The following is a 22,623-nucleotide window of genomic DNA, read 5'->3' as shown; positions in this document are numbered from 1 at the left end:
ATATAGCCTCTTGCTACATAGTTCAACGTCTTTTGAGGAAAATTATATTTTAAAACGAAATATTAGACTATGAATAAATGGAAAATCAGAGTATAATGGAATGGAATATCTGATCGGGATAGCACATATTTATCAGGGAGGAAGGAATATGGTAAAAGTAAGCTCTTTAAGCCGCAGCATCAATGCATTTTATGTGGAATGGAGTGCTCTCAATCACTACTTGTCATCCTATGAATGCGAGCGGAATGGAGTACCATATGTCGGTTTTGGGGACCCTCGCGTCCAAAAGCTATGGAAGGGATTATCTGCCCAGGAGCGGAAAGAGGTTATGAAACGCTGGGTGCGAGAAATGAAACAGAATTGCAGAATTATTTTACCTGATTCTGCAAAGATATTTGAAGAAATGGAGAAATACATGTCTGAAAGAAAATTTGTAGTCGTTGACGGTTCCTCTATGCTGTCGACATGCTATTATGCGGTTTTACCAAGGGAGATTATGTTTGCAAAGTCAGAGGAGGAAAAGCAGAAGCATTATGATAAGATCCTCCATGCAAAGGACGGCACTTATACCAACGCAATTTTTGGAATGCTTAAGATGGTGGTCTCTCTGATGAAAAAACAGCAGCCGGATCACATTGCCTTTGTGTTTGACAGAACCAGGGATACATTTCGAAGAGAATTGTACCCGGATTATAAGGGAACCAGGGGAGCCACACCGGAGCCCTTAAAAAGCCAGTTTATCCTGATGGAAGAAATCTTAAAAGACGTGGGCTTTCAGGTGCTTTTGAGTGAACAGTATGAAGCTGATGATTATGCCGGAAGCCTGGTCATGAAATTCAGAGACGAGATTTCCATGATCCTCCTCACAAAGGATCACGATTATCTCCAGCTAGTAAATGATGAATATAATGTCCGGGCGTGGATGGTTCAGTCACGGCAGGAAAAAGCGGACGAGCTGTATAAAAAATATTATTCTTTTTACGGTGTAAAAAAAGAAGAGGTCAACCTTCCTGAAAAGGTTTTTGAATATACCTCTGATACGGTGTTATATGAAGAGGGAGTAAGGCCGGAGCAGATTACGGATTTAAAGGGGATCCAGGGAGATCCTTCTGATAATATTCCGGGAGTAAAGGGAGTAAGCAGCGCGGTTCCTCCGCTTCTTAGGGAATATGGTACTGTGGAAGAGATATACCGTTCCATTCATGAGGCCGAGTCTGATAAAAAGAGCTTAAAAGCGCTTCAGGATTTCTGGAAAAATGAACTTGGAATCACCCGTTCTCCATATAAGGCATTGACAAAGACCAGTGATGAGGAATTATGCGGGGAAAAAGCAGCCCTGCTTTCCAAAACCCTGGCTACCATGAAAACGGATATTCCCATTGACATGGAGCTTGAAGCTTTTTCAGCAAACGCATATCAGGAGGAAAAAGTCAAAAATTGGCTTAAAACCCTTGATATAAAAGAAGCTTCCATTTTTGGCTCCAGTAAGTGATAGTTATAAAAGTATTTTTTTATTCCGCCTGGGGACACTCATACAGAGCGTCCCTGATTTTAAGCGGAATACCCGGTATAAATACCAGGCAGTATTTGAATCTTTAAGCATTTGCCAGATGAAAGAATGCTTGCATTCCCAAGTCTGGATTATTATTTGCAGAAATAAAGGAGAAACAGATTATGAGCAAATTTTATGAAATTTTATCCTCTTTACTGGAAAAGACGATGGCACTCCAAACCTCTCTTGTCCTTTTTGAATGGGATAATGAAACTCTTGCTCCGGAAGGTGCCGGTTCCTATACTTCAAGGGTGATCGGTGTGCTCTCTGAGGAATATTACAAGGTTATGACAGGAGAAGAGATGGGGAAAGCCATTGCCGGCTGCGAGGAAGATAACAGCCTGTCCGATGTGAAGCGGGCCATTGTCAAGGGAGCGAAGGAAGCCAGAGAAGAACTGGTGTGCATTCCGTCAAACGAGTACCGGGAGAATGCCCAGCTTATAGCAGAGGCAGCCAGAATCTGGTCAAAGGCCAAAAAAAGAGGAAGATTTTGATTCCTTTGCGCCGACTCTTGAAAAAGTAATCGGTTTTAAAAAGAAATTTGCTTCTTACCGGAAAAAGGAAGGCCAGAAGCTTTATGATATCATATTGGATGAGTTTGAAAAAGGGTTCAATATGGAGCTCCTGGATGAATTCTTTAGCCGGCTTAAAGAAGAGATTGTACCTCTTTTAAAAGAGATTAAGGAAAATGGTAAGACCATTGATGATTCCTTTTTATCAGGCGGTTATTCTGAAGAAAAACAAAGGGAGATGGCACATTATCTTGCGGAATATGTTGGCTTTGACTTTACAAAGGGTGTTCTTTCAGAAAGCGCCCATCCGTTTACGACAAATCTCCATAACCATGATGTCAGGATCACTACCAGCTATCGGGAGAAGGTAGATAACTCCATGTTCTCCGTGATTCATGAAGCGGGTCATGGACTTTATGAGCTTGGAATCAGTGATGAGATCACCCAGACTCCGGTGGGGCAGGGGACATCCATGGGAATGCACGAATCCCAGTCCCGCTTTTTTGAGAACATCATCGGCGCAGCCAGGCCTTCTGGGTTCCTATTTATAAAAAGCTTCAGGAGCTTTATCCTGAACAATTAAAGGAAATTTCCATAGAACAGTATATGGATGCAATTAATAAGGTGGAGCCAAGCTTTATCCGGACAGAGGCAGACGAACTCACCTACAATCTTCATATTATGATCCGCTATGAATTAGAGAAAATGATTATAGAAGAAGATGTGGACTTAAAGAAGCTTCCGGAAATCTGGGCGGATAAATATGAGGAATATCTTGGGGTGCGTCCGGAAAATCCATCAGAGGGGATCCTTCAGGATATTCACTGGTCCCAGGGACTGATCGGTTATTTTCGTCTTATGCACTGGGGAATGCTTTTGGGGCTCAGCTTTATTACCATATGAGAAAAGAGATGGATTTTGACGAACTTCTTAAAAATGGAAAGCTTGACGTTATAAGAGAGTATTTAAGGGAACATGTCCACAAGTTTGGAAAGCTGAAAACCAGCCGTGAAATCTTAAAGGATGTTACGGGTGAGGATTTTACTCCGGATTATTTCATTCAGTACTTAAAGGAGAAGTATCGCAGCCTTTATGAGTTGTCATAATGCCTCAGCCGGACCAGTTTGCGAATATCCGCTTGATTCTGGTGAGGTTTAAATAAAAAGGGAACCTGTTTAAGAATATTTTTCGGTTGAAAAGAGGATGAATATGGAAAATATTAAAAAAAGCGCATCTGAACTGATCGGCCATACACCCCTTGTGGAATTGTCCAATTATGGGAAACGGCACCATGTGGCAGCTGCCATTATAGGGAAGCTGGAATATTTTAATCCTGCAGGAAGCGTAAAGGACCGGGCGGCCCTTTATATGATTCAGGCTGGGGAAAAGTCCGGCGCCTTAAAGCCAGGTGCCACGATCATAGAACCGACTTCCGGCAACACTGGAATCGGCATCGCAAGCATAGCTGCCATGAGGGGATATAAGGCCATTCTTACTATGCCGGAGACCATGAGCGTGGAACGGCGCAATCTTTTAAAGGCCTATGGAGCGGAAATTGTATTGACAGAAGGAGCAAAAGGGATGTCAGGCGCCATTGCAAAGGCGAAAGAGCTGCAAGATGAAATAGCCGGTTCCGTTATTCTGGGACAGTTTGACAATCCGTCCAATTCCAAAGCCCATTATGAAACCACCGGCCCTGAGATATGGGAGGATACTGATGGAAAGATCGATGTTTTTATAGCCGGCGTGGGAACCGGAGGTACCATTACCGGAGCAGGAGAATACTTAAAAAAGTAAAAATCCTGACATAAAGGTAATTGCAGTGGAACCTGCCGCTTCACCGGTTCTTTCGGGAGGAAAGCCGGGGCCACATGGAATTCAGGGAATCGGAGCAGGGTTTGTCCCATCAATCCTAAATACGGATGTTTACGATGAAATTATACCGGTGGAAAATGGAGATGCTTACGAGACAGGAAAAGAACTGGCACAAACAGAAGGGATTTTAGTGGGGATTTCCTCCTCTGCAGCCGTATGGGCTGCCAGGGAAGTGGCAAAGCGTCCGGAATATGCCGGAAAAAGGATTGTTGTAGTTCTTCCTGATACCGGGGACAGATACTTATCGACTCCTTTGTTTACCTAAATTATAAACACTGCAAATATTAAAACCAGGGCAGCTGCTATTATGCAAGCCCTGGTTTTTGATTAATAGCGGGTATGCTCTTTCCAACTTATGGAATAATAATAATTAATTTCAGCTCCGAAAAACAGAATGCAGATACAGGCATAAATCCATAGCATCAACAGCACAATGGCGGTAAGGCTTCCGTACATGACAGAGTAATTTCCGAAATTATTAAAATAAATAGAAAACGCAAAGGAAGAACCGATCCATCCCAATGTGCAAAAGGCGGCTCCTGGAAGCTGACTGAAAAAGTGCTGCTTTTTTTCCGGAACATAGGTATAAAGGACAGCAAAGCAGATCGTCAGCATGAAAACGAGCATGGTACGAAACGTAAGAACATACTGGGTGATCTCGGCCAGCAGCGGAAAGTGGCGGTTCATAAAACTCTGAATGGAGCCTCCAAGGACCAGCAGAACAAGGGTCAGGAGACAGATGACCATAAAAATGATGGTATAGCCGGCGCAAATGATCCGGGTCACGATATAGTTTCGCTTTTTCTCCTGGCCAAATACCCGGTTCAAGCCCCGCTCAATGCTGAGCATCCCCTTGGAAGCAGACCATATGGCAGCCACTGCAGTCACAGATAGGACTGCTACCGGAGAATTCGTATAAAGGTCATCGATAACAGATACGATTAAACTGTTCAATTCCAGTGTGCTTGGGATGATTGTGATCATAAGCTGGAGCAGATTGGCTTTCGTAATGGATGGGATAAGCTGTATCAATGCCAGTAAAAGCATCATAAAGGGAAATGCCGCAATGATGGAGAAGAAGGAGGCCTGGGCTGCATATACGGTCATCTCATCCCTGCTGTATTTGTCATAGATTTGTTTGCAGCGCAATAAGAATCGAATCATAATATCTCCTTTTCCTGTCATGATTTTCCCCGCTAATATTAGAATATTATCATGGAACAAAAAAAATATCAAGATATAGGTAAAAACACGTACATAATTGACAGATCCGTTCATAAATCTTAGAATGAAGCCAGTGAGTATGAAAATGGAAGTGAGGAAAGGAACGAAAAACAGATGGAAAATATTCCTGCAAAGACCATAGTGACCAGAACAAAAGGCTCCCAGTGGTTTGGTATTGATTATAATATGAATATCTATAAAGGGTGCAGCCATGGCTGCATTTATTGTGACAGCCGCTCAGACTGTTACCGGATTGCGGATTTTGATTCGGTGAGGGCCAAGGAGGATGCCCTTCGCATCATCCGGGACGATTTAAGGCGTAAGGTGAGAACCGGTATTGTAGGGACAGGAGCCATGAGTGATCCCTACAATCCCTTTGAAAAAGAGCTTGAATTAACAAGACATGCCCTTGAGCTTATTGATGCATATGGCTTTGGAGCAGCAGTGGCTACGAAAAGCGCCCTTCTTAAGCGGGATGTGGATGTTCTTAAAGGAATCATGGAGCATTCCCCTGTCCTGTGCAAAGTGACGGTTACTACCACAGACGATGATCTGGCGAAGAAGATCGAACCCAATGTATCCCGCCCTTCCGAGCGGCTGGCTTTGATTGAGGCATTAAGGAAGAACGGGATATTTGCGGGAATATTATTGATGCCGGTTCTTCCGTTTCTGGAGGATAGCGAGGAAAATATCCTTTCAATTGTAAAAGCCGCCCATGATACCGGAGCCAGCTTTATTTATCCCGCTTTTGGGGTAACTTTGCGGAATAATCAGAGAGAATGGTATTTTGACCGCCTCCGGGAACAGTTTCCCCAGCAGGATCTGGTTTCCGAATATATCAGGCGTTATGGAAACAGTTATGAATGTACAAGCCAGGTGCAAGAAAGCTGTGGCAGATATTTTCCAGAGAGTGTGAGCGGTATGGGATATTATACCGGATGAAAGATATCATTCATGGGTACAAAAAGAATTACCAGGTAACCCAGTTAAGCCTTTTTGATTAGGAAAGGGACATCAGTTCACCAAAATACGAAACAAATTCTTTGGCTATGTTTGAAACATAGCCATTTTTTTATATACGGCTGCCATTCTGGTAACAGTATCCTTAGAGTCGATCTCCCTGAAAACAAGACCGGTATGTTCCCCTGCTTTGCTGATGGATTCAGGCACCAGGGCGATCCCAAGGCCGGTGGCTGCCCATTGGAGACAGGTCCTGGCATCATCATTGCGGCAAAAAACATTGGGCACTATGCCGCTGTTTTGGAAGGCAAGGGAGATGATGGAATCAAACCGGCGGTAATAGATCAAAGGCTTGCCTGAAAGGTCTGTCAGCCTGATTTTATTCATGGGAACGCCTGAAAAAAAGGAAGGGGTTCCAACCGCTATTAAAGGTTCTTCTTTTCCGTATTCGCATTCAAAACCCTCCGCATTAAATGGAGTCCGGATAATGGAGCATTCCACAATCCCGTTTTTCATCTTTTCCAAAAGCTCATAGGTATTTCCTTCTGTGACCTCAAACCGTACCTTTGGATGGGTGGCGCAGTATGCCTTTAAAAAGTCGTGGAGCATATTACCGGAAGAAGAGATGGTTCCCAGCTTTAAAATTCCATTGGAAGCAGCCTGGAAATGATGGAGTTCTTCCGCAATGGAGTCCATCATGGACAGAATGTCTTTGGCCCGGGAATATAAAAAAGCACCTGCTTCCGTCAGCTCAGTCTTTCTGGAGCCGCGTTCAAAAAGCTTTACCCCAAGCTCTTCTTCCAGCAGAAAAATCTGCTTGCTTAAAGGCGGCTGGGATAATCCCAGCTTTTTTGCTGCGGCTGTAAAGCCTCCGGTTTCTGCAATTATAGTAAAATAGTAAAGCTGCCTTGAATTAATTGGATTCATTGGGATATCCTCTATTTCATATTTAGTATTGTATTATTATACCAAAATGGTATAATGTTACAATGCATTATTCCAAAAATATATTAAATTTTCAAAAGCGGAGGAATATTAGGATGAAAAAGCTCCTGAGATATTTAAAGGACTATAAGCTGGAAAGCGTCATGGGGCCGTTATTTAAGCTTCTGGAAGCCTGCTTTGAATTATTGGTGCCTCTTGTAATGGCAAAGGTGATCGACGTGGGGATCAAGTCCCAGAATATGCCTTATATACTTAAGATGGGCGGATTATTGGTGCTGCTTGGCATCATAGGCCTTGCCTGTTCTATTACGGCCCAGTATTTTGCGGCAAAAGCAGCGGCAGGCTTTGGAACTTCTCTGCGAAATGATTTGTTTAGCCATATTAACAAGTTCTCGTACCAGGAAATTGATTCCATTGGGACCGCCACCCTGATTACCCGTATAACCAGTGATGCCAATCAGGTTCAGTCAGGGGTGAATTTATTCCTCCGTCTGTTCCTTCGTTCTCCGTTTGTGGTATGCGGAGCCATGATCATGGCATTTACCATCAATATCAGGACAGCTGTTATTTTTGCGGTGCTTATCCCCATTCTTTCCTTTGTGGTATTTGGCATTATGCTGATCAGCATCCCATTGTATAAAAAGGTGCAGAAGCAATTGGACCAGGTGCTTTTGGCTGTCAGGGAGAATCTCGAAGGAGTCCGTGTTATCCGTGCCTTTGACCGACAGGATGATGAAATACGCCGGTTTGATGAGGAAAATGGCCTTTTAGTACGTTTCCAGGTTTTTGTAGGTAAAATTTCAGCTTTAATGAATCCTCTGACCTATGTGATGATCAACTTAGGGATCATTGTTCTTATCAATGCCGGCGCCGGGCAGGTCCAGAGCGGCATCATCACCCAGGGTGAAGTGATTGCTTTGGTAAATTACATGTCCCAGATTCTGGTGGAGCTTGTAAAACTGGCAAATTTAATCATTACGATTTCAAAGTCCTTAGCCTGCGCAAGCCGGATAAGCGCTGTATTTGAACAGGAGCCTGCCATTACAGAAACCTCTCATAAGGCTGTGGAAGAGAAACAGGGCGTGCCTAAAGTGGAATTTGACCATATGACCTTTACCTATGCAGGAGCCAAGGATGCGGCATTAAGCGGCTTGTCTTTTCAGGTCATGGAAGGAGAGACCATCGGAATCATCGGTGGAACAGGCTCCGGCAAGACCACTCTGGTAAATCTGATTCCCCGGTTTTATGAGGTTACAGAAGGTTCCGTAAAAGTAGGAGGAGTTGATGTGAGACAATATCCTTTGGGCCAGCTTCGGGAACTGGTTGGAATTGTCCCCCAAAAGGCAGTGCTTTTTAAAGGAAGCCTTCGGGAAAACATGAAGTGGGGGAAAAAGAAGGCAACGGACAGTGAGATTTATGAGGCTCTTTCCATTGCCCAGGCAAAGGATTTTGTAGAGGAAAAAGGACAAGGGCTGGAGCTCATGATCCAGGCGGGAGGAAAGAACCTTTCCGGCGGGCAGCGGCAGAGACTTGCCATTGCAAGGGCTTTGGTAAAGGAACCTCAGATCCTCATTATGGATGACAGCGCTTCAGCCCTGGACTTTGCTACCGATGCAAGGCTTAGAAAGGCAATTAAGGAAAGTACCGGGAATATGACCGTATTCCTGGTGTCCCAGAGAGCTTCCACCATTAAAAATGCAGACAGGATCCTGGTTCTTGATGACGGGAAAATGGCAGGCTGGGGAACCCATAAGGAGTTGTTAACTTCCTGCCAGGTTTACCGGGAAATCTGCTTATCCCAGCTGTCGAAAGAGGAGGTGCAATAACATGGACATAAAAAGATACAGATTCACTGTCAAACGGATCCTTGGATGCATTGGCCGTTATAAATGGGGAGTTGCCGCCTCTCTGGCCTGTGCCTTTGTCACGGTCCTGCTGACCTTGTACATTCCCATCCTCACAGGCCGGGCCATTGACTGCATTGTGGGACCAGGCGCTGTTGATTTTGCCGGCATGTGGCTGATTTTAAAGCAAATCGGAGTCATCATAGCAATAACAGCGGCAGCCCAGTGGCTTATGAGCCATATTAACAATCTGATTACCTACCGGGTGGTAAAGGATATCAGGACCCAGGCATTTAATAAGCTGGAGATCCTTCCTTTAAAATATATTGACTCCCATTCTCACGGAGATATCATAAACAGGATCATTGCGGATATTGATCAGTTCTCTGACGGGCTGTTAATGGGCTTTACCCAGCTCTTCACCGGAGTCCTCACCATTTTGGGTACATTGTTTTTCATATTTTCCATGAATCCTGCCATAACGGTTGTAGTGGTGCTGGTAACACCGGTTTCCTTATTTGCCGCCAGTTTTATTGCAAGAAAGACCTTCCGCATGTTCAAGATGCAGTCACAGACCAGAGGAGAACTGACTTCTCTTGTGGAAGAGATGCTGGGAAATCAGAAGGTGGTGCAGGCTTTTGCTCATGAAGCCGATGCACAGGAGAAATTTGAAGATATCAATGAGGAATTGGGTGTCTGGAGCCTGAAAGCTACATTCTTTTCATCCATTACCAATCCGGCGACCCGCTTTGTGAACAGCCTTGTTTATGCCAGCGTTGGAATTGCCGGAGCCTTTGCGGCTGTAAAGGGGCTTTTATCTATAGGACAGCTTTCCAGCTTTTTAAGCTATGCCAATCAATATACAAAGCCGTTTAATGAAATATCAGGGGTGGTTACAGAGCTTCAAAATGCCCTTGCTTCTGCAACGCGTGTGTTTGAACTGATTGACGAAGAGCCTCAAATCCCGGAGGAGCCTGACGCAGCAGTGCTCTGCAATGCAGAGGGAGAGGTTTCCCTGGAGCATGTGTACTTCTCCTATAATCCGGAGACAGCATTAATTGAGGATATGAATTTAAAGGTGCGGCCGGGACAGAGAGTTGCCATTGTAGGTCCCACCGGCTGCGGAAAAAGTACGGTGATCAATCTTCTCATGCGCTTTTATGATGTGGATTCCGGTTCGATCCAGGTGGATGGGACAGATCTGCGTCATATGACCAGAAAAAGCTTAAGAACCAGTTACGGCATGGTGCTCCAGGAAACCTGGTTAAAGTCAGGGACCATTGGTGAAAATATCGCATACGGAAGGCCGGATGCATCTGAGGAGGAGATCATTCTTGCAGCAAAGGAGGCTCATGCCCATGGCTTTATCAGACGCATGCCGGAAGGATATGATACTGTCATAACGGAAGACGGCGGAAACTTATCCCAGGGTCAGAAGCAGCTTTTATGCATTGCAAGGGTCATGCTGTGTCTTCCTCCCATGCTGATCCTTGATGAAGCCACTTCTTCCATTGATACCAGAACCGAGATAAAAATACAGAAGGCTTTTGGAAAAATGATGGAGGGGCGTACCAGCTTTATTGTCGCTCACCGGCTTTCAACCATAAAAGAAGCGGATGTGATACTGGTCATGCGGGATGGCCACATCATTGAGCAGGGAACTCATGACAGCCTGCTTTCCCAAAATGGATTTTATGCCCAGCTTTATAACAGCCAATTTGCTGTGTAATTCCCATATAAATATAAAAATGGCGCCAGAAAGTGATTTAAATTATACTTTTCTGCGCTATTATTATTTTTTTGTTATGAAACACTTTATAAATTTCGATATTCAATATAAAATAGCATTATAAAGGCGGTATGAATATGTCAGAGATTATTATGGAAGCTGGAAGGGCGGCCTCTTTCAGGCCCGTAAGAATTCCTTTGCAGTATACGGATAAAGGAAGGGGGTATGGATGATTTTTACGGTCACATTACAGGAATGGATTAAGATTATGAATCTGTAAAAGACAGAGTAAAAATCTTGACCGTATTTTATGGTTTAAAAGAACAGGGGGAAAAAAATGAGTTTTTTAGATATCATATTGACGGGTGCACTGATAGCTGAGAGTGTACTTATAATTTTGCTGGTCCATTTTTATAAAACTGAAAAAGAAAAAGTTGAGATTGAGAAAACAAAAAGAGCTGAAGATAAGGAGTATATTGATATTTTCATAGAGCACCTGGAAAAACGGGCGGAAACCTATGAAATACTCCTGGAATTTAAAAGAATATTAGAAGAAGCCTATAAGGATGCTATTTAAAAAAAAGAAAAAGGGCAGATGCCCGCCTTATTTCCTTCTGGCAGGATCCATATAAAAATAGTCCTTGACATTTTGAACATCCGTTATTACAATGGTACGTAACGCTACAATTAAAAATATTAAATGCAATGAAGGTGTAAGTAAATCCTTATTTTCTTCCAGAGAGAAGGGGCCATCGGCTGTAAGCCCTTTTAAGTTCAGCTAAGAGATTGAATTTCCCACCGAAGCAGCATGATTGAAACCAGAAGCAGCTTAGGCGGCCATTCTGGCGGGTAAGTCATGACGTCAATACACGTTACGTATACCGAGTGCCTGTGTGATACACAGGAATCAGGGTGGTACCGCGAATATAGCTTCGTCCCTTTTTGGGGCGGAGTTTTTTTTAGTTCATCTTACTGTTAAAACAGTAAATATAAAATTTGATTATGGAAAGAAGGAGAGCACGATGAAGGATCAATTGGAGAAAATCAAACAGGAAGCATTAAGGCAGATTGAAGCTTCCGATGCGCTGGAAAAACTGAACGACATTAAGGTCGCGTATCTTGGAAAAAAAGGGTGAGCTGACCAGTGTATTAAAGAGTATGAAGGATGTTGCTCCGGAAGACAGACCAAAGGTGGGGCAGATGGTAAATGATGCCCGGACCCTGATCGAAGGGAAATTAGAGGAGGCTATGTCCGCCCTGCAAAAAAAAGCCAGGGAAGAACAGCTGAAAAAAAGAAGTAATTGATGTGACCCTTCCCGGAAGGCGGAATAAGGTAGGCCACACCCATCCCAATACCATTGCACTGGAAGAGGTTGAGAGAATCTTCATTGGCATGGGATATGAGGTCATTGAAGGACCGGAGGTGGAATACGACTCCTATAACTTTGAAAAATTAAATATACCCAAGAATCATCCGGCAAGAGATGAACAGGATACTTTTTATATCAGCGACAACATCGTATTAAGAAGCCAGACCTCACCGGTTCAGGTCAGGACCATGGAAAAGGGCAAGCTGCCCATCCGCATGCTGGCTCCCGGCCGTGTATTCCGGTCAGATGAGGTGGATGCAACCCATTCTCCTTCCTTCCACCAGATTGAAGGTCTTGTAATTGATAAAAATATCACATTTGCAGATTTAAAGGGAACCCTTGCAGAGTTTGCAAGAGAGCTTTTTGGCCTGGAGACAAAGGTGAAATTCCGTCCGCACCATTTCCCATTTACAGAGCCAAGCGCGGAGATGGATGTTACCTGCTTTAAATGCGGCGGAAAAGGCTGCCGTTTCTGCAAAGGTTCGGGCTGGATTGAGATTCTCGGCTGCGGCATGGTCCATCCAAATGTACTTACAATGAGCGGTATCGACCCCAATGAATATACCGGCTTTGCTTTTGGCGTTGGATTGGAGCGGATTGCCCTGTTAAAATATGAAATTGATGACATGAGATTATTATATGAGAACGACATCAGATTTTTAAAGCAGTTTTAAGGAAAGGGAGATAGATCAATGAATACACCATTATCATGGATTAAAGCATACGTTCCGGATTTAGACGTAACGGCTCAGGACTATACAGATGCCATGACACTTACCGGATCAAAGGTTGAGGGCTATGTATGCCTGGATAAAAACTTAGAGAAAATTGTAGTTGGACAGATATTATCCATAGAGCGTCATCCGGATGCGGATAAGTTAATCATCTGTCAGGTCAATGTTGGAGCGGAAACCGTACAGATCGTCACAGGCGCATCCAATGTAAAGACCGGAGATAAGATTCCTGTTGTATTAGATGGGGGTAAGGTGGCAGGAGGCCATGACGGCGGTCCTCTTCCGGAAGAAGGAATTAAGATCAAAAAGGGGAAGCTTAGAGGAATCGAATCCTGCGGCATGATGTGCTCCATTGAAGAACTGGGATTTTCCAGTGAAATGTATCCGGATGCTCCGGAAAGCGGAATTTATATTTTGCCTGAGGATACGGAAGTAGGTGCTGACGCCGTTGAGGTGCTGGGCCTCCGTGATTCCGTATTTGAATACGAAATCACCTCAAACCGTGTGGACTGCTACAGTGTAATAGGAATTGCAAGAGAAGCGGCTGCAACCTTTCATAAGACCTTTGTGCCTCCGGTGGTAACGGCCACAGGCAACAGCGAGGATATCCATAACTATCTGAAGGTATCCGTAGAAGACAGCAGCCTTTGTCCCCGCTATTGCGCAAGAATGGTAAAAAATATCAAGCTTGCTCCTTCTCCGGTTTGGATGCAGAGACGTCTTGCCGCATGCGGAATCCGCCCTATTAATAATATTGTGGATATCACAAATTATGTGATGGAAGAGTACGGACAGCCAATGCATGCCTTTGATTATGACCTGCTTGCAAATCATGAGATCATTGTAAAACGCGCGAAAGAAGGCGATACCTTCCAGACCCTTGACGGACAGGAAAGAAAGCTGGACAGCACCATTCTCATGATCAATGATGGGGAAAAAGCGGTAGGAATCGCCGGCATCATGGGAGGAGAGAACTCCAAGATCACCGATGAGGTGAATACCATGGTGTTTGAATGCGCCTGCTTTGACGGAACCAATATCCGGCTTTCTTCCAAAAAAAGTTGGATTAAGGACCGATGCTTCCGGCAAATTCGAAAAAGGGCTTGATCCAAACAACGCCGAGGAAGCCATTAACCGCGCTTGTCAGCTGATTGAAGAACTGGGTGCAGGAGAAGTCGTAGGCGGCATGATCGATATTTATCCGTCCAAGCGGGAAGGGAAAAGACTTCCCTTTGAGCCGGAAAAGATGAACAGGCTTCTGGGAACTGAGATTGAACCGGAAACAATGCTTGGATACTTTAAAAAGCTGGATTTGGGATATGATGAAGCGGCAGGTGAAATCCTCATTCCTACCTTCCGTCAGGATTTAGGCTGTATGGCAGATCTGGCTGAGGAAGTTGCCAGATTCTTTGGATATGACAAGATCCCCGTATCCCTTCCAACAGGTGAGGCAACCACCGGCAAGCTGTCCTATAAATTAAGAATAGAAGAGGTAGCCAGAGAGGTGGCGGAATTCTGCGGATTTTCCCAGGGAATGACCTATTCCTTTGAAAGCCCCAAGGTATTTGACCGGCTGCTGATTCCGGATGACAGCCCGCTCCGTGTGACAGTGAATATATTAAATCCTTTGGGAGAGGATTTCAGCGTTATGAGGACCTCCCCTCTTCATGGAATGTTAAACTCCTTATCCACCAACTACAACCGCCGGAATAAGAATGTCCGCCTTTATGAGCTGGCCAATATTTATCTTCCAAAGGCGCTTCCATTAACAGAGCTTCCTGATGAAAGAATGCAGTTTACCCTTGGCTTTTACGGGGATGGCGATTTCTTTGATATGAAGGGCGTTGTTGAAGAATTCTTCGATAAAACGGGAATGCACAAAAAGCCTCATTATGATCCAAAGGGCGGAAAAACATTCCTTCATCCAGGAAGACAGGCAGATATCATTTATGATGGAGTGACCATCGGATATCTGGGAGAAGTTCATCCGGAGGTGGCTGACAACTATAAGATCGGGGAACGGACCTATGTGGCTGTGATCGATATGCCATCCATGATCCCGTTTACAAGCTTTGACCGGAAATACACCGGAATTGCAAAATATCCGGCTGTTACCAGGGATATCAGCATGGTGGTTCCAAAGGAAATTCTGGTGGGACAGATCGAAGAGATCATTGATCAGCGTGGCGGAAAGATATTGGAAAGCTATGAGCTTTTCGATATTTATGAAGGAACCCAGATTTTATCTGGATATAAGTCTGTTGCATATTCCATCACCTTCCGTGCAGGTGATCATACCCTGGAGGAGCAGGAGGTTCTTGCTGTTATGAAAAAAAATTCTTAACGGATTACAGGGACTGGGAATTGAACTTCGGGCATAAAAGCCGTTTAACACGTAAACTAATTAGGAAAGATGTCAGGATGAAAGGAAAACCATCCTGGCATCTTTTTTCTTTTGTACCTGCATGGAACTGGTAAATTCCGTCAATCCTTACGGTAAGAATGTAAGAAAGGACAGGAGGCAAAAAGATGTTAAACGGCCTTGATATTATAGAAATAACCGGAAGAATTGTTGGGGATTCCTGGGGATACCCGGGAGTAGAAGCTGAGGTGATCCTGGAAAACGGTGCCCATGGAAGAGCAGCGGTTTCCTTGGGAAACACCGGAAGAGCAGAGGAGCAGGCGAGGCTGGTCAATGACTGGCTTTCGGAGATCATTTTGTTTGAGGATGCATCAGACCAGGGAAAAATAGACCGGATGCTTTCCCAGGCGGCAGAGGAAATAAGAGCAGAAGGAGATGGGAATCAGGGGATTTTGGCTTTATCCATGGCGGTTGCAAGGGCAGCAGGCGCAGGACTTCGTCTTCCCCTTTACCGTTATCTGGGCGGAACCTCGGCTCCTGTGATGCCGGTTCCCATGATGAGCATGATAAGCGGAGGAGGCGGGGATAAAGGTCTTGATTTTCATGAGATCATGATCGTGCCTCAGGGAGCGAACTCCTATTCGGAAGGACTGCGCATGGGAGTGGAGATTTATCAGACATTAAAAAGGCTTTTATCCATGAGCGGTTTTGGCACCTCCACAGGAGATGGGGGCGGCTTTGAACCGGATATGAAAAACTCAGAGGAAGCATTGCATTATTTAATGGATGCTTTTATGCTTACCGGATATAAGCCGGGGGAAGATGTGCTGGTGGCCATCAATGCAGATGCAGACCGGTTGTACGTAAAGGAAGACGGTACCTACTGTTTTTCAAAGGAAAGCAGGAAGGGCGGAATCACCATAAACAGGGCACAAAAGGATATGCTTGCCTATTATCTGAGGCTGGCGGACGGATTTCCCATCTGTGCGGTCATGAACGGTCTTTGGAAAGAAGATCTGGAGGGAAGAGAGCAAATGATGAAGTTACTGGAGCACCGCACCCTTCTGGTTTCCGATGATTTTGCAGCGGCTAATGCCACGATCATCCGGATGGAACAGGCGGGAACTGTTACCGGGGCACTTGAAATGGTGGAAAAGGCAAGAAAAGCCGGAAATAAGGTGATCATTGCCAGTGATGTGCAGGATACGGAAGAGTCTTTCCTTGCAGACATGGCAGCGGCTGTACATGCCGATTATGTAAAGAGCGGCGCACCGTGCAGGGGGGAATGTACCGCCAAATACAATGAGCTTCTGCGCATTGAAGAATTTTACAGGAAAACTTGGCGGGCAGTCATGGAATATTCTGGCTGACCGGTCAAAGGAAAAGAACCGAAATCTCCTCATGGATACATGCCATGGGCAGGACCTGATGCCGGGACACATAAGGATGAATATAAAAATATAAAAATATATTGTATTTTCAGATAAATTATGGTATGATATCCTTTGTTTGACTATAGGAGGTGGGAAAAATGATCAGGATTATTTTATCAATCATATTTGTTATCATATGTGTTGCTTTATCAGCAATAATCCTTTTACAGGAAGGAAAGAGTCAGGGCCTTGGTTCTATCGGCGGTATGGCAGATACCTACTGGGGCAGAAATAAAGGCCGTTCCATGGAAGGAAAACTGGAGAAATTCACAAAATACGGAGCAGTCCTGTTTTTCATTCTGGCACTGGTACTGAATCTGAATATACTGTAAAGATTAAACACTCTTGTGATATGGCAACAAGGGTGTTTTTTTCGCATAATGGGGAAGTATTTGTAATACCTGTTGTTAAAGTGCAGATAATATAACTTATCAGAAAATGCAAAGCAGATTCTGATAAAAGGGGCGTTCTTTGCCCCGTCCATCCGATTATGGGAAGTGCTTTCTGCATCCGATAATATAGGAAAGAATGAAAAAAGATAGATAAAAATGATAGTTAAGAGAGGAAAACAATGACAGAAGAACAGTTAACGCAAAGGAAAGCCATGCTTCTCCAGCTGATTCATGATCCTGCCTATGTGCCTATGAAATTAAAGGAATTAGCCATTCTTTTTAACATTCCAAAGGAGCAGAGGGAAGATTTAAAAGAGGTACTTAATGCACTTTTAGCGGAAGGAAAGATTGGCGTATCACAAAAAGGAAAATACGGAAAGCCGGATATCGGCTCCATTGCCGGAGTATTTTCCGGACACTCCAAAGGCTTTGGTTTTGTAGCGGTAGAAGGGCTTGATCAGGATATTTTTATTCCGGAAGATAAGACAGGCGGCGCACTTCACGGTGATACCGTGCAGATATCGGCCGAATCAAAGCCGGGTAACGGAAAAAGGGCTGAGGGCCATGTGATCAAGGTGCTGGTCCATGCAAATGAGGAGATCATAGGGTATTACCAGAAAAATAAGAGTTTTGGTTTCGTCATTCCGGACAACCAGAAGATTTCAAAGGATGTGTTCGTTCCCCAGGGCAAGGACATGGGAGCAGTGACCGGTCACAAGGTGGTGGTTAAGGTTACGGATTTTGGCGGGCCGGAACGGAAACCGGAAGGGATCATAACGGAAATCATTGGCCACGTCAATGATCCTGGTACGGATATTCTTTCGATTGTAAGAGCATATGGGCTTCCGGAGGAATTTCTGGACGGCGTGATGAAACAGGTAGGAGCAGTGCCGGATACGGTTACCGGCAAAGACATGCAGGGACGCCTGGACTTAAGAAATTTACAGACAGTTACCATTGATGGGGAAGATGCAAAGGACCTTGACGATGCCATTACCATATCAAAAAAAGGACGGAGCCTATACCTTAGGCGTCCACATCGCTGATGTTACAAATTACGTAACGGAAAACAGCCCATTGGATGAGGAAGCTTTAAGACGGGGGACCAGTGTTTATCTTGTGGACCGGGTAATCCCCATGCTGCCCCATAAGCTGTCAAATGGAATCTGCTCCTTAAACCAGGGAGAAGACCGGCTGGCTTTAAGCTGCATCATGGACATTGATGAAAACGGCAATGTAATGGGACACCGGATAGCGGAAACCATCATAAACGTAGACCGGAGAATGACCTATACAGCAGTCAACGCCATTATAACCGACCGGGATGAGGCGGTTATGAAGGAATACGAAGCTTTTGTTCCCATGTTTGAGCAAATGAAGGAACTGGCTGATATTCTGCGGGAAAAGAGAAAGAAGAGGGGCTCCATTGATTTTGATTTCCCGGAAACAAAGGTGATTCTTGATGAACGGGGAAAGCCTCTGGAAATCAAGCCTTATGAAAGAAATGCGGCAACGAAAATCATTGAGGATTTTATGCTGATGGCAAATGAGACGGTTGCGGAGGATTATTTTTGGCAGGAGATCCCCTTCCTCTACCGTACTCATGATAATCCGGATCCGGAAAAGATGAAGAGCCTTGCAACTTTGATTAATAATTTTGGATATTCCATCCGTTTCCACAACGGTGAGGTTTACCCGAAGGAAGTCCAGAAACTGCTCGCCAATGCAGAAGATACGCCGGAAGAAGCCCTGATCAGCCGTCTGGCCCTGCGTTCCATGAAACAGGCCAAATATACGGTTGCAAATACCGGGCACTTTGGTCTGGCGGCTAAATATTACACACACTTTACCTCTCCAATCAGAAGGTATCCGGACTTGCAGATCCACCGCATTATTAAGGAGAACTTAAGATCAGGCTTATCTGAGAAGAGGATCAGCCATTACGATAAGATCCTTCAGCAGGTGTCAGTCCAGTCCTCTGCCATGGAGCGGAGGGCCGATGAAGCCGAGCGGGAGACCATTAAGCTTAAAAAGTGCGAATATATGTCCAGACACGTTGGGGAAGAGTTTGACGGAGTGATTTCCGGAGTGACCAACTGGGGGCTTTATGTGGAGCTTCCCAATACCGTAGAGGGCTTGATTCATGTGAATCAGCTCCAGGATGATTATTATCATTTTGATGAAGAACATTATGAGCTGGTAGGAGAAATGACAAAAAAAGACCTATAAACTTGGTCAGCCTATCAGGGTCATGGTGCTGGGTACGGATAAACTTTTGCGTACCATCGACTTTATTCCGGCGAAGAGTTTTGAAGAGGAATAACAGGAGGAATGAAAATGGGGAAAGAGAGTTTCAAATTAATTGCCAATAATAAAAAGGCATATCACGATTATTTTATTGATGAAAAATACGAGGCCGGCATCGAACTGGCCGGAACAGAAGTAAAATCCATCCGCATGGGCAAATGCAGCGTAAAGGAATCCTTTGTGAGAATTGATAAAGGAGAAGTTTATGTTTGTGGCATGAACATCAGCCTTATGAAAAAGGAAATATTTTTAACAAGGATCCGCTGAGGGTCAGAAAGCTGCTGCTTCACAAGTCTGAGATCGGAAAGCTGGATGCAAAGATCGCCCAGAAGGGATATACCCTGGTTCCTCTGCAGGTATATTTTAAAGGCAGCCTGGTGAAGGTGGAGATCGGACTTGCCAGAGGTAAAAAGCTATACGATAAAAGAGATGACATTGCTAAAAAGGATCAGAAAAGAGAACTGGAAAGAGACTTTAAGGTGAGAAATCTTTAACTGACTAACACTTTAATGGGCCTCCTGAATAATCTGTACAGAAAGCTGTTTTAATGCTAAAATAACCTTAGAAAATGTTGGAGGGAAAACGGATGGCATTATACGATTACGTAGGGGCATTAAGGCGGGGCCGCAGGCAATATCAGGCTTCCGTATCAAAGGGAGAATATCCCTATCTGCCGGTGCTGGATGAGATACTGTCTTTTACGGATATTGTTTCGGAAGTGAACTTGGGAATCATGGATATTCCTCTGGAAAAGGTGGTAGGAACGAAAACTGAGGGGCGAACCAGCGCCTTTGCCAGTAATTTCATGCCTCTTTTATCGGAGAAATCGGAATTTGGAGCGAAATGGGCGTATTTATATGACCACCAGATTGAAGAGGGAATCCATGATCCTATTGAAGCTTATGAATTTATGAACCAGTATTACGTTCAGGAGGGCAATAAAAGGGTCAGCGTTTTAAAATATGTGGGTGCTTTCAGCATTTCGGCCTCGGTCACCCGCCTGATTCCAAAGAGGACCGATGACTTAGATAACAGGCTTTACTATGAATTTCTGGATTTTTACCAGGTCTCCTTTAACTGCGACGTTTGGTTCAGCAAAGAGGGAAGCTATGACAAGCTGATAAAGGCCATGAATAAAAACCCGGGAGAGCCCTGGAGCGAGGATGACAGGATCATCTTTAAGTCCGCTTATGACCGCTTTTCCAAAGCATTTCATGCCTTTGGCGGTGATGATTACGATATGACCTGTTCGGATGCGTTTCTGGTTTATGTGGAACTGTTCGGATACCGGACGGTGAAGGACCGGATCGAGGGGCAGATAAAAAAAGACCTTGTAAGGATAAAGGATGAACTCCTTCTGGCTTCCAGAGGAAATAAGATCGCTTTGGTTGAACAGCCGGAAGAGATAGCGGAAACATCGGATAGCCCCCTTAGGCTCATTAACTGGCTGCGCCCGTTCCAGGCCATTGAACCGCAGATGTTAAAAATTGCATTTATCCATGCGAAGACAGCGGAAAATTCAAGCTGGGCTTACGGGCATGAGCTGGGCAGGATGTATCTGGAGCAGGCGTTTAACGGCGACATTCAAACGGTTGCATTTTTTTAATGCAGATACTGAGCCGGAGATTGCCAGTGCCATTGATCTGGCAATTGCGGCCAGGTGCAATGTCATATTTACTACGAACTCCCAGATGATAAATCTAAGCGTGAAAACTGCAATCGATCATCCGGAGGTAAAGGTTTTCAACTGTTCCGTTAATATGTCTTATTCTTCTATCTGTACTTATTATGGGAGAATGTATGAATCGAAATTCCTTATGGGAGCTTTGGCAGCTTCCATGTCCCGGAATGAGAAGATCGGATATATCGCTGATTATCCCATCTACGGCACCATTGCCAACATCAATGCATTTGCTCTGGGAGCCAGGATGATCAATCCATATGCCAAGGTGTACTTAGAATGGTCAAAGGTGAAGAACAGGGATGCACATGCAGAGCTGGAAAAAGAGAAAGTTACCTTTATCTCAGGGATGATATGATAACTCCACAGACGCCTACCAGAGAATACGGACTTTACCAGAAAAATCCCGATGGAAGCCTTAAGAATCTGGCGAGCCCGATCTGGCACTGGGGGAAGTTTTACGAAAAAAATTGTCAATATTATATGCCACGGAGATTCCGACAGGAAAGAAATGAAGGGGAAACAGGCCATCAATTACTGGTGGGGGATGTCGGCAGATGTGATCGATGTCATCTGCTCTCACAATCTGCCTCACGGAACAAGCCGGCTGATTACATTTTTAAGGAATTCTATACGGGCTGGAAGCTTTCAGCCTTTTGAAGGAACTATTTATTCTCAGGACGGACAAATCCAGTGCGGGGAAAACGAAAGTCTTACTCCGGAGGAAATAACCACCATGAACTGGCTGACAGAAAATGTGGTGGGACAGATTCCGGCATTTGATGAGCTTACGGAAGAGGCTCGGTCTCTGGTACGTCTCCAGGGACAGACAATATACGAGAACACGGATATGGAGGAATAGCGTGAAGATCCTGGTACTGTCTGACCATGAGTCAAAATCACTTTATGAATATTATTCACCGGAAAAATTAAAGGACATTGATTTAATTATTTCCTGCGGAGATTTAAGAGCGAATTACCTTACATTTTTTGCAACATTTTCCCATGCCCCGGTCTTTTATGTCCGGGGAAATCACGATGGCAGGTATGAGGATGGCCCGCCAGAGGGCTGCACCTGCATTGAAGATGATATTATAACCTACCAGGGAATCCGGATTATGGGTCTGGGCGGTTCCATGCAGTACATTCCAGGCTCGCCGAACCAGTACACAGAACGGGGAATGGAGCGGAGAATCAAAAAAATGTGGTGGAAGCTTAAAAAGAACAAAGGCTTTGATATTCTTGTCACCCACGCTCCGGCATTTCAGCTAAACGACCTGCCGGACCTGCCTCATCAGGGGTTTTCCTGCTTTAAGGAACTGATGGACAAGTATTGTCCCAAGTATTTTCTTCATGGACATGTCCATGCCAATTATGGAAAGAGCTTTAAGAGAGAGGACCAGTATGGCGGCACAAAGGTTGTAAACGCCTATGAATATTATATTATTGATTATCCGGAAAACCCGTAATAGGCTGGACCTGAAGTCATTGCATTTTAGGGTATGGGGATATGGAATCCCCCAGGTCAAGCCAGGAAAAGAAAGTGCAAGTATATTAGAGAATAGTAGGAATGGAAAAAGAGGGCTGCGTATGAAAAGACGCAGCCTTTTGTGTAATCTGTATTTTAGGTATAACTTCAAATTATAGTACACATTCCTATTATTTAGTTGACAAAAAGATGCTGGATTGCTATCATTTAAGTT

The 22,623-nt window shown here is 44.5% G+C and carries 16 protein-coding genes, 6 pseudogenes and 1 other annotated feature; of the genes and pseudogenes, 20 read left to right on the top strand and 2 right to left on the bottom strand.

The features are described 5' to 3' along the window. The first annotated feature begins 148 nt into the window (after positions 1 to 148). The 6 genes and pseudogenes from JCM10519_RS02290 to cysK all read left to right on the top strand — a co-directional run bounded on the left by JCM10519_RS02290 (position 149) and on the right by cysK (position 4,204). Complete coding sequence (locus JCM10519_RS02290; RefSeq protein WP_347842863.1) at positions 149 to 1,492, top strand: 5'-3' exonuclease H3TH domain-containing protein; 1,344 nt, start codon at positions 149 to 151, stop codon at positions 1,490 to 1,492. A gap of 182 nt (positions 1,493 to 1,674) precedes the next feature. Next, positions 1,675 to 2,046: a hypothetical protein gene (locus tag JCM10519_RS25570; RefSeq protein WP_347842862.1), complete on the top strand. Its 372-nt coding sequence runs from the start codon at positions 1,675 to 1,677 to the stop codon at positions 2,044 to 2,046. 28 nt (positions 2,047 to 2,074) lie between these two features. Further along, positions 2,075 to 2,647 carry a hypothetical protein gene (locus JCM10519_RS25565; RefSeq protein ID WP_347842938.1) on the top strand — a complete coding sequence of 191 codons (573 nt, stop codon included), beginning with the start codon at positions 2,075 to 2,077 and terminating at the stop codon, positions 2,645 to 2,647. Continuing rightward, complete coding sequence (locus JCM10519_RS25560) at positions 2,608 to 2,967, top strand: hypothetical protein (RefSeq protein ID WP_347842937.1); 360 nt, start codon at positions 2,608 to 2,610, stop codon at positions 2,965 to 2,967. The genes JCM10519_RS25565 and JCM10519_RS25560 overlap by 40 nt, the downstream gene beginning before the upstream one ends. After that, positions 2,964 to 3,170, top strand: a complete 207-nt coding sequence (locus JCM10519_RS25555) for a hypothetical protein (RefSeq protein ID WP_347842861.1) — start codon at positions 2,964 to 2,966, stop codon at positions 3,168 to 3,170. Before JCM10519_RS25560 ends, JCM10519_RS25555 begins: the two co-directional genes overlap by 4 nt. 103 nt (positions 3,171 to 3,273) lie before the next feature. Then, positions 3,274 to 4,204, top strand: a pseudogene (cysK, locus tag JCM10519_RS02275) (cysteine synthase A). Between the two features lie 62 nt (positions 4,205 to 4,266). On the opposite strand, the gene JCM10519_RS02270 reads toward cysK, so the two are convergent. Then, positions 4,267 to 5,124, bottom strand: a complete 858-nt coding sequence (locus tag JCM10519_RS02270) for a YihY/virulence factor BrkB family protein (RefSeq protein ID WP_347842860.1) — start codon at positions 5,122 to 5,124, stop codon at positions 4,267 to 4,269. Positions 5,125 to 5,277: 153 nt separating this feature from the next. Between JCM10519_RS02270 and JCM10519_RS02265 the strand changes: the two are divergent. Further along, positions 5,278 to 6,167 (top strand): annotated as a pseudogene (locus JCM10519_RS02265) (radical SAM protein). A 43-nt stretch (positions 6,168 to 6,210) separates the two neighbouring features. On the opposite strand, the gene JCM10519_RS02260 reads toward JCM10519_RS02265, so the two are convergent. Beyond that, on the bottom strand, positions 6,211 to 7,050 hold the full coding sequence (locus JCM10519_RS02260; RefSeq protein WP_347842859.1) for a LysR family transcriptional regulator: 840 nt from the start codon (positions 7,048 to 7,050) through the stop codon (positions 6,211 to 6,213). A gap of 113 nt (positions 7,051 to 7,163) precedes the next feature. Here JCM10519_RS02260 and JCM10519_RS02255 point away from each other — a divergent pair, with 113 nt between their 5' ends. The 13 genes and pseudogenes from JCM10519_RS02255 (at position 7,164) to JCM10519_RS02205 (ending at position 22,389) form a co-directional block, all read left to right on the top strand. Next, complete coding sequence (locus JCM10519_RS02255) at positions 7,164 to 8,894, top strand: ABC transporter transmembrane domain-containing protein (RefSeq protein WP_054737804.1); 1,731 nt, start codon at positions 7,164 to 7,166, stop codon at positions 8,892 to 8,894. 1 nt (position 8,895) lies between these two features. After that, the gene (locus tag JCM10519_RS02250) at positions 8,896 to 10,641 is read left to right on the top strand and encodes an ABC transporter transmembrane domain-containing protein (protein ID WP_054737803.1); all 1,746 of its coding nucleotides are present in this window, start codon (positions 8,896 to 8,898) and stop codon (positions 10,639 to 10,641) included. A gap of 337 nt (positions 10,642 to 10,978) precedes the next feature. Beyond that, entirely contained in the window at positions 10,979 to 11,218 is a 240-nt protein-coding gene (locus tag JCM10519_RS02245; RefSeq protein WP_054737802.1) for a hypothetical protein, read from the top strand. A 119-nt stretch (positions 11,219 to 11,337) separates the two neighbouring features. Then, positions 11,338 to 11,584 (top strand) — a binding site (T-box leader). A gap of 79 nt (positions 11,585 to 11,663) precedes the next feature. Next, positions 11,664 to 12,685: pseudogene (gene pheS, locus JCM10519_RS02240) on the top strand (phenylalanine--tRNA ligase subunit alpha). 18 nt (positions 12,686 to 12,703) lie between these two features. Next, a pseudogene (gene pheT, locus JCM10519_RS02235) lies at positions 12,704 to 15,126 on the top strand (phenylalanine--tRNA ligase subunit beta). A 148-nt stretch (positions 15,127 to 15,274) separates the two neighbouring features. Further along, a complete protein-coding gene (eno, locus tag JCM10519_RS02230) occupies positions 15,275 to 16,477 on the top strand; it encodes a hypothetical protein (protein WP_054737801.1) in 1,203 nt (400 codons plus the stop codon). A 161-nt stretch (positions 16,478 to 16,638) separates the two neighbouring features. Beyond that, the gene (secG, locus tag JCM10519_RS02225; RefSeq protein ID WP_025233317.1) at positions 16,639 to 16,872 is read left to right on the top strand and encodes a preprotein translocase subunit SecG; all 234 of its coding nucleotides are present in this window, start codon (positions 16,639 to 16,641) and stop codon (positions 16,870 to 16,872) included. Between the two features lie 239 nt (positions 16,873 to 17,111). Next, positions 17,112 to 19,255 (top strand): annotated as a pseudogene (gene rnr, locus JCM10519_RS02220) (ribonuclease R). Between the two features lie 14 nt (positions 19,256 to 19,269). Further along, positions 19,270 to 19,733, top strand: a pseudogene (smpB, locus tag JCM10519_RS02215) (SsrA-binding protein SmpB). Between the two features lie 92 nt (positions 19,734 to 19,825). Further along, positions 19,826 to 20,845 (top strand): hypothetical protein, encoded by a 1,020-nt coding sequence (locus JCM10519_RS25550; RefSeq protein WP_347842858.1) that lies wholly within the window; start codon positions 19,826 to 19,828, stop codon positions 20,843 to 20,845. Beyond that, positions 20,832 to 21,278: a BMP family ABC transporter substrate-binding protein gene (locus tag JCM10519_RS25545; protein WP_347842857.1), complete on the top strand. Its 447-nt coding sequence runs from the start codon at positions 20,832 to 20,834 to the stop codon at positions 21,276 to 21,278. Before JCM10519_RS25550 ends, JCM10519_RS25545 begins: the two co-directional genes overlap by 14 nt. A gap of 153 nt (positions 21,279 to 21,431) precedes the next feature. Next, a complete protein-coding gene (locus JCM10519_RS25540; RefSeq protein ID WP_347842856.1) occupies positions 21,432 to 21,782 on the top strand; it encodes a hypothetical protein in 351 nt (116 codons plus the stop codon). A 1-nt stretch (position 21,783) separates the two neighbouring features. After that, positions 21,784 to 22,389 carry a metallophosphoesterase gene (locus JCM10519_RS02205; RefSeq protein WP_054737800.1) on the top strand — a complete coding sequence of 202 codons (606 nt, stop codon included), beginning with the start codon at positions 21,784 to 21,786 and terminating at the stop codon, positions 22,387 to 22,389. The last annotated feature ends 234 nt before the right edge of the window (positions 22,390 to 22,623 follow it).

Source organism: Clostridium sp. NkU-1, assembly GCA_001312405.1.
This window is presented reverse-complemented; position numbering and strand designations above follow the sequence as displayed.

Excerpts from the sequence above, each read along its gene's own strand:
- JCM10519_RS02290 (WP_347842863.1), top strand. The coding sequence starts at position 149 with ATGGTAAAAGTAAGCTCTTTAAGCCGCAGCATCAATGCATTTTATGTG.
- JCM10519_RS25570 (WP_347842862.1), top strand. The coding sequence starts at position 1,675 with ATGAGCAAATTTTATGAAATTTTATCCTCTTTACTGGAAAAGACGATG.
- JCM10519_RS25555 (WP_347842861.1), top strand. The coding sequence starts at position 2,964 with ATGAGAAAAGAGATGGATTTTGACGAACTTCTTAAAAATGGAAAGCTT.
- JCM10519_RS02270 (WP_347842860.1), bottom strand. The coding sequence starts at position 5,124 with ATGACAGGAAAAGGAGATATTATGATTCGATTCTTATTGCGCTGCAAA.
- JCM10519_RS02260 (WP_347842859.1), bottom strand. The coding sequence starts at position 7,050 with ATGAATCCAATTAATTCAAGGCAGCTTTACTATTTTACTATAATTGCA.
- JCM10519_RS02255 (WP_054737804.1), top strand. The coding sequence starts at position 7,164 with ATGAAAAAGCTCCTGAGATATTTAAAGGACTATAAGCTGGAAAGCGTC.
- JCM10519_RS02250 (WP_054737803.1), top strand. The coding sequence starts at position 8,896 with ATGGACATAAAAAGATACAGATTCACTGTCAAACGGATCCTTGGATGC.
- JCM10519_RS02245 (WP_054737802.1), top strand. The coding sequence starts at position 10,979 with ATGAGTTTTTTAGATATCATATTGACGGGTGCACTGATAGCTGAGAGT.
- eno (WP_054737801.1), top strand. The coding sequence starts at position 15,275 with ATGTTAAACGGCCTTGATATTATAGAAATAACCGGAAGAATTGTTGGG.
- secG (WP_025233317.1), top strand. The coding sequence starts at position 16,639 with ATGATCAGGATTATTTTATCAATCATATTTGTTATCATATGTGTTGCT.
- JCM10519_RS25550 (WP_347842858.1), top strand. The coding sequence starts at position 19,826 with ATGGCATTATACGATTACGTAGGGGCATTAAGGCGGGGCCGCAGGCAA.
- JCM10519_RS25540 (WP_347842856.1), top strand. The coding sequence starts at position 21,432 with ATGAAGGGGAAACAGGCCATCAATTACTGGTGGGGGATGTCGGCAGAT.